7 protein-coding genes are annotated in these 7,241 nt (G+C 67.6%); 1 reads left to right on the forward strand and 6 read right to left on the reverse strand.

Features of this window, described 5'->3' with window-relative positions; translation table 11 throughout:
* Window positions 1–212: 212 nt before the first annotated feature.
* Together J7E68_RS12605 and def are read right to left on the reverse strand one after the other, a co-directional pair.
* The gene (locus tag J7E68_RS12605) at window positions 213–728 is read right to left on the reverse strand and encodes a hypothetical protein (protein WP_215173105.1); all 516 of its coding nucleotides are present in this window, start codon (window positions 726–728) and stop codon (window positions 213–215) included.
* Between the two features lie 118 nt (window positions 729–846).
* Window positions 847–1,413, reverse strand: a complete 567-nt coding sequence (gene def, locus J7E68_RS12610; RefSeq protein ID WP_215173107.1) for a peptide deformylase — start codon at window positions 1,411–1,413, stop codon at window positions 847–849.
* A 61-nt stretch (window positions 1,414–1,474) separates the two neighbouring features.
* Here def and J7E68_RS12615 point away from each other — a divergent pair, with 61 nt between their 5' ends.
* Complete coding sequence (locus tag J7E68_RS12615) at window positions 1,475–2,470, forward strand: DMT family transporter (protein WP_215173121.1); 996 nt, start codon at window positions 1,475–1,477, stop codon at window positions 2,468–2,470.
* Window positions 2,471–2,480: 10 nt separating this feature from the next.
* Here the strand turns inward: J7E68_RS12615 and pgl are convergent, their stop codons facing one another.
* From pgl to J7E68_RS12635, 4 genes are all read right to left on the reverse strand, one after another.
* Entirely contained in the window at window positions 2,481–3,266 is a 786-nt protein-coding gene (gene pgl, locus J7E68_RS12620) for a 6-phosphogluconolactonase (protein WP_215173108.1), read from the reverse strand.
* Window positions 3,266–4,201 (reverse strand): glucose-6-phosphate dehydrogenase assembly protein OpcA, encoded by a 936-nt coding sequence (locus J7E68_RS12625; protein WP_215173110.1) that lies wholly within the window; start codon window positions 4,199–4,201, stop codon window positions 3,266–3,268. Before J7E68_RS12625 ends, pgl begins: the two co-directional genes overlap by 1 nt.
* A complete protein-coding gene (gene zwf, locus J7E68_RS12630; protein WP_215173112.1) occupies window positions 4,198–5,748 on the reverse strand; it encodes a glucose-6-phosphate dehydrogenase in 1,551 nt (516 codons plus the stop codon). Before zwf ends, J7E68_RS12625 begins: the two co-directional genes overlap by 4 nt.
* A gap of 22 nt (window positions 5,749–5,770) precedes the next feature.
* Window positions 5,771–7,241: glucose-6-phosphate isomerase (locus tag J7E68_RS12635; protein WP_215173115.1), on the reverse strand; the 1,471-nt coding region annotated here is incomplete at its 5' end.

The raw sequence follows: 7,241 nt of genomic DNA on the forward strand, positions 1-7,241 counted from the left end.
TAGCTCAATTGGCAGAGCAGCCGGCTGTTAACCGGCAGGTTCTTGGTTCGAGTCCAAGCCGGGGAGCCAATACCCCCGGTCTTCTTCGGAAGGCCGGGGGTTTTCCCTTTTCCCAGGATCCACAGGCGTTTCGGGCGCCGGATGCTCGGCTGCAGCAGATACGAAAAAGGCCCCGTCGGTGACGGAGCCCTTCTCGTTGATCGAGTGTCAGATCACTTCGCGACGCCCTTGAGCGAGCCGGTGGTCTGTCCGGCCGAGTCGAAGATGATGCACTGGATGACGCGGTCGTTCAGGCTGTCCCAGGTCTCCTTCGTCGGCGCGATCGTTGTGACGTCGAGTGCCGACTCCTGGTAGCCGACGCCGACGAACGACGTGTACGCGTCGCCGATGCACTCCTGCGAAGCCGCGTCGACGTCTTCCTCCGAGAACTCACCGTCGTCCATCGTGATCTCGTAGTAGACCTCCTGGTCGTGCGGCTCCTCGCAGGGCACGACGTCGACGTCCTCGAGAAGGCCGGTCGCGCTCTCCTGCAGGCAGTCGCCGAGCTTGAGCGAGAAGATGTCGATGTTCGCGCTCTCCGTCACCTGGCCGGTGTCCTCGTCGCGGTCGGCGTCTCCCGATCCGCCGCCGAGAATTCCGTTCAGCGCGCTACAGCCGGTCAGTGCGACCGACAGCGCCACAGCAGAACCTGCCAGCGCCAGTGCGCGTCGCGTGCGCAACTTCATCATGTTCGTCCCCTCCAGAGCCTCTTGGTGCGCGGGTATATCGATATCCCGCCTCGAGAACGCTATCCGGCGCGGAGTCTGTGATGCAACTCCGAGAACGCTGTGATCCGGCTGAAAGAGATCAGCCTTCGAGATCGTCGACGCCGGGAACCCAGCTCGTGCCGGGCTTGCCCCATCCGCGCTTCTTCGCGATCTTCTGCACGGTCTTCCAGTCCGAGTCCGACAGCCGATCGATGTAGAGGATGCCGTCGAGGTGGTCGAACTCGTGCTGCATGATCCGTGCGCGCCAGCCATCGACGGCGATCTCGACCGGAGACCCGTCGAGATCGACGCCCACCACGCGAACGCGCTCGGATCGGCGCAGCGGGAACCGCTCTCCGGGGAACGAGAGGCAGCCCTCTGATTCCAGCTCGTCGTCGGGCTCGCCCGGCTCCAACGGCACCATCCACAGCTCGGGGTTGATGATGACGCCCCGCCAGGGCTGATCGTCGTCATCGACATACGCGTATGTGTAGATGCGCAGCGGCACGCCGACCTGAGGTGCGGCGAGGCCGACGCCCGGGGCCGTGTCCATCGTCTCGAACATGTCGGTGACGAGGGTGCGGATGTCGTCGGTGATGTGCTCGACGACCGATGCGGGGGAGTGCAGGACAGGATCGCCCATGATGCGAATAGGAAGAACAGCCACGCCATAACCCTACTCGGCGCATATCGCCGGGTAGGGTCGTAGGGTGAGCATCTCCGTATGGATGACTGGGGCGGAAGACGTCACCGAGCAGCTGGTCGGTGTCTTCCAGAACCCCAAACTGCTCCTCGGCATACCCCTCGCACTCGCGGGCGCGGTCTTCATGTCTCTCGGGGCGCAATATCAGCACCGCGGAGTCGAGAAGGTCGAGCGTCTCAGCGGATCCGACGGAGCGAGCGGTCTGAGCATGGGCCAGATGAAGGGCCTGCTCACCAGACCCTCATGGATCGCCGGCACCCTCATGCTCGGCCTCGCGATCATCTGTCAGCTCGCCGCGCTCTCGCAGGCCCCGCTGATGGTCGTGCAGCCGCTCGGAGCCATCGCGCTCGTCATCACCACGCTCCTCAACGCGCGGATCTCGGGTCATTCGCCGACCAGGAAATCGATCATCGCGATCGTGTGCTGTGTGGGGGGCATCTTCCTCTTCGTCCTCTTCGCGGCGATCTACGCCACCGAGAAGGAGATCACCGACACCGAGCTCTTCACGATCCTGGCGATCCTGCTCGTCGTCATCATCGTCCTCGGAGCGTGCTGGCTGGTGCTCCGACACCGCATGCGAGCACTGTTCTACGTGATCGGCGCGGGGATCCTCTACGGCTTCGTCGCGACTCTCGCTAAGGCGGTCATCAGCCGGATCAGCGCGGGCAACTTCGAGTGGATCACTCTGGTGTGCGTCATCGCCCTGATCGCCGCCGGCGCCGTCGGCGCCTACTTCGTGCAGTCGGCCTACAGCCCGGGGCCCCCGGACCTCGTGATCGCCGGTCTGACCGTCGTCGATCCGATGGTCGCCGTGCTCATCGGCATGGTCGTCCTCGGAGAGGCCGCAGCCTCTCCTCCCTGGGTGCTCGTGATCTTCGGCATCGCCGGAGCCATCGCGATCTGGGGTGTCGTCAATCTCGCCCGCTACCACCCGCAGGTGCTGAGCGACAGCCAGGATCTCGGGATCACGCGCGGCAGCGACGACACGAAGAAGGCCTCGAGCTCAGAGCCCGAGGCCTGATCCGGCGATCTCAGTACGCCGGGTCGATGAGGTCGGGAGAGACCTCTGAGGCAGCGGCCTCGTCGACGAAGAACACGGTGCGCTTGCGGCCCTTGGCGCCCGCGGCCGGCACGTTCGTGTAGCTGGCGCCGGCAAGCGCGAGTCCGAGAGCCGAGGCCTTGTCGGCACCGGTGAGCACGAGCCAGACGCGCTTGGAGGCGTTCAGCACAGGGCGCGTCAGCGTGACCCGCTCGGGCGGCGGCTTCGGGGAATCGCGCACGGGCAGGGCAGCGGCATCCGTCACCGTGACCTCGGGGCGATCGGGGAACAGCGACGCGATGTGGCCGTCCGGGCCCACGCCGAGGAAGCACACCGCGAACGACGGCCAGGGGTGCTCCGACGTGCCGTAGCGCGCCAGCTCCTCGGCATAGGCCTCAGCGGCCTCGTCGAGCGTCAGCCCCTCGCCGGTCGCGGCCACCTCGTGCACGTTCTCGTCAGGGACCGGGATGTGGTCGATCAGGGCGGCGCGGGACTGGAGCGCGTTGCGGTCGGCGTCATCCCTCGCGACGAATCTCTCGTCGCCCCACCAGAAATGCACGAGCGACCAGTCGATCTCGGCCGAACGCGGGTCTTCACGCGTCGCGCGCAGCACCGCTCCACCCATCGAACCGCCGGTGAGGGCGACGTGGGCAACGCGGCCGTTGCGCGTACGCGCACGAAGACGCGTCAGGAATCGATCGGCCACCCGTGCGGCGACTGCTTCGGGGGTGGATTCGACCACCACCCGCTTCTCTGCGGGCGCTGCCTGCGACGACATCATTCTCCTGTCTTGGGCGGACCCAGCTTCTCCCAGCCCTCGGTGATCACTCGACCGTACAGGACGTCGGGGTCGAGTCGACGCAGCTCCTCGGCGAGGCACTCGCGCAGGGTGCGACGGGGGAGATGCAGGTCGTGATCGGGCTGGTCGGGCTGCGTCAGAACCGCGACTCCGGGAGTCGGACGCTCGAGCAGGATGTCACCGGACGCGCGGTGCAGCCGCACCGACTTGATGCCCTCCTGCCAGTGCTCGGGGTTCTCGTACGACCACTCGACGGGCACCTCGAGGGCCATCTGCAGCCACGCGGCGAGCAGTGCGGTCGACGGCGACGCGGATCCACCGCGCACCTCGACAGCGGTGACCTCTTCGAACGGCGGCTGGTCGAGAACCGCTGCCAGCTGCTCGCGCCAGTGCGTGAGTCGCGTCCAGGCCAGATCGGTGTCGCCGGGGGCGTGCGCCTCGCCGAGCAGCGCGAGACGATCGCGCACGTCGGGAGCCGTCGCTGCATCCGTGATCCGGCGCTGAGCGATCTTGCCCAGCGGCGAGTTCGCGGGCGAGGTCGGAGCCTCTTCCGGCCACCAGGCGACGACGGGAGCATCCGGAAGGAGGAGCCCGGTGACGAGGCTCTCTTCGTTGCTGGCGGCATCGCCGTAGGCGCGGAGCACGACGACCTCGCTCGCTCCGGCGTCGCCGCCGACGCGGATCTGCGCGTCGAGTCGTGCGTCACCGTCGCCCGTGGTGAGCACGATGACACGCATCGGGTGCTCGCGGGAGGCGTCGTTGGCCGCGTCGATCGCGGCCTCGGCGACGCCGTTGCGGGCCGAGATGATCAGCGTCAGCACGCGGCCGAGGGCGACGGCGCCGCCCTCTTCGCGCACCTTGACGAGCTGCTTGGCGACCTGGCTCACGGTCGTGTCGGGAAGGTCGATGATCACGGGCGTCTCCAGACTCGTCCGTCGCGGGCGAGGAGGTCGTCGGCGGATGCCGGACCCCACGAACCCGGTGCGTACTGATCGACTGGGCCGCCCTCGGCCGCCCAGTACTTCTCCACGGGGTCGAGGATCTTCCACGAGAGCTCGACCTCTTCGTGCCGCGGGAACAGCGGCGGGTCGCCGAGGAGCACATCGAGGATCAGACGCTCGTACGCCTCGGGGCTCGCCTCGGTGAACGCGTGGCCGTAGCCGAAGTCCATCGTGACGTCGCGCACGTTGGTGCCGTTGCCGGGGACCTTCGAACCGAAGCGGATCGTGACACCCTCATCGGGCTGCACACGGATCACGAGGGCGTTCTGCCCGAGCTCCGAGGTGTTGGAGCGGCCGAACAGGTGCTCGGGCGCCTTCTTGAACACCACGGCGACCTCGGTCACGCGTCGTCCGAGGCGCTTGCCGGTGCGCAGGTAGAACGGCACGCCCGACCAGCGGCGGGTGTCGATCTCGAGCTTGATCGCGGCATACGTCTCGGTCGCGGACTCGGGGTTCATCCCGTCCTCGTCGAGGAAGCCGGTGACCTGCTCGCCGCCCTGCCATCCGCCGGCGTACTGACCGCGGGCGGTGGCGAGCGAGAGGTCTTCCGGCACGTGCACAGCGGCCAGCACCTTCTCCTTCTCGGCACGCAGATGCTCGGCGGACAAGCTGATCGGCTCTTCCATGGCGGTGAGCGCGAGCAGCTGCAGCAGGTGGTTCTGGATGACATCGCGTGCGGCGCCGACGCCGTCGTAGTAGCCGGCACGGCCACCGACCCCGATGTCCTCGGCCATCGTGATCTGCACGTGGTCGACGTAGTTGCGGTTCCAGATCGGCTCGTACAGCTCGTTCGCGAAGCGCAGGGCCAGGATGTTCTGGACCGTCTCCTTGCCGAGGTAGTGGTCGATGCGGAAGATCGAGTCGGCCGAGAAGGCGACCTCGAGGGCCGCGTTCAACTCGCGCGCCGACTCGAGGTCATGACCGAACGGCTTCTCGATGACGACGCGGCGCCAGCGTTCGTCGTCATCGTCATTCGCACCGACGAGACCCGAGTCCTTCAGCTGCTTCGCGACGAGGGGGAAGTCCTTCGGCGGGATCGACAGGTAGAACGCGTGGTTGCCCATCGTGCCGCGTTCGACGTCGAGCTGGTCGACCGTCTCACGGAGCTTGCGGAACGACTCGGGGTTGTCGAACTCGCCCGAGACGAAGCGGATGCCCTGCAGCAGCTGCGCCCATGTCTCTTCGCGGAACGGCGTGCGGGCATGCTGCTTGACGGCGTCGTAGACGACCTGTGCGAAGTCCTGGTCCTCCCAGTCGCGTCGGGCGAAACCGACGAGAGCGAATCCGGGCGGCAGGAGTCCGCGGTTGGCGAGGTCGTAGACCGCGGGCATGAGCTTCTTGCGTGACAGGTCTCCGGTCACGCCGAAGATCACGAGGGCGCTGGGCCCCGCGATCCGGTTGAGACGGCGATCATCGGGGTCACGCAGCGGGTTGTGCCCGCGCGAGATGGGAACAGACATCGGTGGGGGATTCTCCTGGCTGTTACTTCTGTGCGGCTTCGAAGAGGGTGAGGACGTCGGCCGACGAATCGGTGATCGTCAGGGAGACGACCGGACGGCCGTGCTCGGCCAGGACGCCGGCATCGCCGGCCGCCTGAGCCTCGATGAGCTGACCGAACGTGAACGGTCGCTCGGGGATCTCGAGATCGACATCGGTGCGCTCCAGGATCTGGAGGAACACGCCCTGCGCGGGACCGCCCTTGTGGTACTGGCCCGTGGAGTGCAGGAAGCGGGGTCCCCAGCCGAACGTCGTCGGCCGACCGGAGTCGGCGGCGACGAGCTCGCGGAGCCCCTGCAGCTGCGGGACATCGAGACGATTCACGTACGCCTGGATCGCGACGTAGCCGTCGGCGGGCAACTGCGCCCAGAGAGCATCGAGCACGCCCTCGACGGTCCCCGACGCGGCGAGGGCCGGGTCGGACACCCGCACCTCGACGCCGCTCTCGACGAATGCGGGTGCGGTGGGGGCGGGACGAGCATCCAGCAGTCCCCGTGCGGCGACCTTGGCCGACTCGACGTCGGGCTGGTCGAACGGGTTGATCCCGAGCAGGTAGCCGGCGATCGCGGTCGCGTACTCCCAGACGATCAACTGTGCGCCCAGCGAACCGCTGACGAGGATCTCTCCCTCGTGGCGCTCTCGCAGGTGGAACTCGTTGGCGTCGTCGACGAGCCGCACGATCTGCAGGTCGGCGGGCTTCGTGTCGAGCTCGGGCGAGACGGGAAGAAGCACGACCGGGAGGATGCCGGTGGCGTCTTTTCCGGTCGACTCCGCGATCAGCTGTTCGATCCAGTCGGGCAGGCCGTTGATGTGCGTGTCGTCGGTGATCAGGCCGAGCTTGTCGCGTCGCGGCACGGTGGCCGAGATCGCCGCCGCGAGACGCAGGGCCGGGTTGTCGGCGGAGTCGATAGCGACCTCGAGCAGAGAGGCCTCGGCCTCATCGAGCAGCTCGTCGATGTCGACACCGGCGAGTCCGGACGGCACCAGTCCGAAGGCCGTGAGCGCCGAATAGCGCCCGCCGACGTTCGGGTCCGCGTTGAAGACGCGGTATCCGGCCCCACGAGCCGAGACATCGAGCGGCGAACCGGGGTCGGTGACGACGACGATGCGCTCGATCGGATCGATGCCGACGTCGCGGAACGCCGCCTCGAAGGTGCGGCGCTGCGAGTCGGTCTCGACCGTCGAGCCCGACTTCGACGACACGACCAGCACCGTCTCTCGCAGTCCTTCGTCGAGGGCTGCGAGCACCTGGCCGGGGGCGGTCGAGTCGAGGATGGTCAGCGGCGCGCCGCCCGTCTGAGCGATCACCTCGGGCGCGAGCGACGAGCCGCCCATTCCGGCGAGCACGACGCGGGTCACGCCCTTCGCGCTCAGCTCTGCGCGCAGAGCCTCGATCTCGGAGACCAGGGGGCGGGAGACCGAGACGGCCTCCACCCAGCCGAGACGGATCGCCGCC

Source organism: Microbacterium sp. ISL-103 (assembly GCF_018613995.1).
Taxonomy (GTDB): domain Bacteria; phylum Actinomycetota; class Actinomycetes; order Actinomycetales; family Microbacteriaceae; genus Microbacterium.

Excerpts from the sequence above, each read along its gene's own strand:
- pgl (WP_215173108.1), bottom strand. The coding sequence starts at position 3,266 with ATGTCGTCGCAGGCAGCGCCCGCAGAGAAGCGGGTGGTGGTCGAATCC.
- zwf (WP_215173112.1), bottom strand. The coding sequence starts at position 5,748 with ATGTCTGTTCCCATCTCGCGCGGGCACAACCCGCTGCGTGACCCCGAT.
- J7E68_RS12615 (WP_215173121.1), top strand. The coding sequence starts at position 1,475 with ATGACTGGGGCGGAAGACGTCACCGAGCAGCTGGTCGGTGTCTTCCAG.
- J7E68_RS12605 (WP_215173105.1), bottom strand. The coding sequence starts at position 728 with ATGATGAAGTTGCGCACGCGACGCGCACTGGCGCTGGCAGGTTCTGCT.